Source organism: Paenarthrobacter sp. 10L420, from assembly GCF_056395385.1.
The window spans coordinates 1-1,865 of record NZ_JBFTJK010000053.1; the positions used below are offsets into that span (position 1 = coordinate 1).

At 60.2% G+C, this 1,865-nt stretch carries 2 protein-coding genes and 1 rRNA gene; 1 reads left to right on the forward strand and 2 read right to left on the reverse strand.

Going from position 1 to position 1,865, the window contains the following annotated elements; translation table 11 throughout:
- Window positions 1–210: 210 nt before the first annotated feature.
- Window positions 211–1,167, reverse strand: coding sequence for an RNA polymerase subunit sigma-70 (locus tag AC1DD5_RS25595; RefSeq protein ID WP_477523121.1), 957 nt, complete (start codon window positions 1,165–1,167; stop codon window positions 211–213).
- 92 nt (window positions 1,168–1,259) lie between these two features.
- Between AC1DD5_RS25595 and AC1DD5_RS25600 the strand changes: the two genes are divergently transcribed.
- On the forward strand, window positions 1,260–1,637 hold the full coding sequence (locus AC1DD5_RS25600) for a nuclear transport factor 2 family protein (RefSeq protein ID WP_442007077.1): 378 nt from the start codon (window positions 1,260–1,262) through the stop codon (window positions 1,635–1,637).
- 132 nt (window positions 1,638–1,769) lie between these two features.
- On the opposite strand, the gene rrf is transcribed toward AC1DD5_RS25600, so the two are convergent.
- Window positions 1,770–1,865, reverse strand: a 5S ribosomal RNA gene (rrf, locus tag AC1DD5_RS25605); the annotation flags it as partial.

Sequence of the window (1,865 nt, forward strand, 5' to 3'; positions counted from 1 at the left end):
TGGAAAAGAAGAGTTATTTTTGGCCGCCTACCGAACCGTACACACCTTCCGGCTTTCCGTTTCGCACCCGGCGACTCAGAAAACAATACACGCCCCACACCCCCAACGCAAATCCACCCCAACAACCACCCAACACAACCCCAACACCCGCGTCAGCCCGCCGTCGGGCAATCGTTCGGACGCGCGTCGCTGAGCCAGTTGCGCTCCACTTCACTCAAGAAAGTCCGGCATCCCGAAGTGTCGGTGCAGACCATCATCGAGGAATCGCATGATCGATGCGATCTTGTCTCCAACCTGAGTTGGCTCAATCACCAGGAGTCCCCTGGCCCGGCCTTGCAGATAACAGACGAACGCCGGCCTGCCACCGGCAATGACAGCGGTCAGCGCATAGTTGCCGCCAGGGCGCCCGGCTGCGCTGGCATGGAGGAAGCTCCCGACGGCGTGCAGGCCCACGTAAAGTTCTCTGGCCGGAGGCATGGCGAGCCAACATTGATCGGTGAGGAGCTCAAGGACGGCATCGACGTCGTCTCGCGAGAAGGCATCTGCAAACTTACGGGCTAGACCGTGGTGTTCTGCTCCGGTCGCAATTGACCTTGGAGAGGGTCTGGCGGAGCGGGCGCGCTGAAGAAGACCCTTTGCCGCCGTCGGGCCTATCGCGAGCATCTCGGCAGCCTCGCTGGCGGTGAAATCCAACACATCGCAGAGGATCAACACTGCCGCCTGGCGCGGCGGCATCCGTTGAAGCGCAACAACAAATGCGAGCTCGACACTTTCACGGGCCACCGCCTGCACAGCAGGATCAAGCTCGTCGACCAATACATCGGGGTAAGGCTGCACATGCGGCAGGTCGAATCGGTCGTTTGCAGCTGGAGGCGCGAACGGAGGTATGGGCGCGGTACGAGGTCGGCGCTGCTGGTCCCTCAGAGTATTGAGCGAACGAGTAGTAGCAATCCTGTAGAGCCAAGTCCGCAAGGATGATCGGCCGGCGAAACCAGGCAACCCCTTCCACGCCGCAAGCAAAACCTCCTGCAGTACATCATCTGCATCGTCAACAGAACCTGTGATCCTGTAGCAATGCAGATGAAGCTCCCGGCGAAAGGGCGCCACGAGCGAGGCGAAAGCCTCTTCATCGCCGGCCCGGGCGGCCTCCAACTCGGCTGATGTCACCGTTCAATCTTGGCACGGACCCACTAGAGCGTTCCGATCTGCTGGGAAGTGGTGTCTAACAGGAGTATTCCGTCTACGAAAGGAGTCAGACCATGTCTGAAAAACAGGCCAGAGCCGTTGAGATCGCAGTCGCGTACCACCGGGCCTGGACAACCGGCGACCTGGACTCAGCGATCAAGCACCTAGCCGAGGATGTCACCTGCCATGCACCGTCCGGCACCATGAGAGGTAGTGCCGCTGTCCGGGCATTCATGGAGCCCTTCGCTGCTACGCTCACCAAATCAGCCCTTCTTGCGGCTTATGGGTCCGACGACGAAGCAATACTGATGTACGACACAGCCAATCGGGCAGTTCCTAGCGCCCCGGGAGCGGAGCTGTATCGCATTCACAATGATCAGATCGCCGAGATCCAGATCATCTTCGATCGTCTGCCTTTCGCCCTGGCGCGTGGCGACGTCGTTGAGGTGTGATGGCGATGCTTCCCTGGACGCTGTCCGAACAAATTGAGCGGCGGTGGACATCTTCGGCAGTCAGCTGCGTCTTATGGGCTTAAATGGGGGAAGCCCCGACCGTCGTGGTCGGGGCTTTCCCTGTTAATGATTGTCCGGCGGTGTCCTACTCTCCCACACCCTCCCGGGTGCAGTACCATCGGCGCTGTGGGTCTTAGCTTCCGGGTTCGGAATGGGACCGGGCGTTTC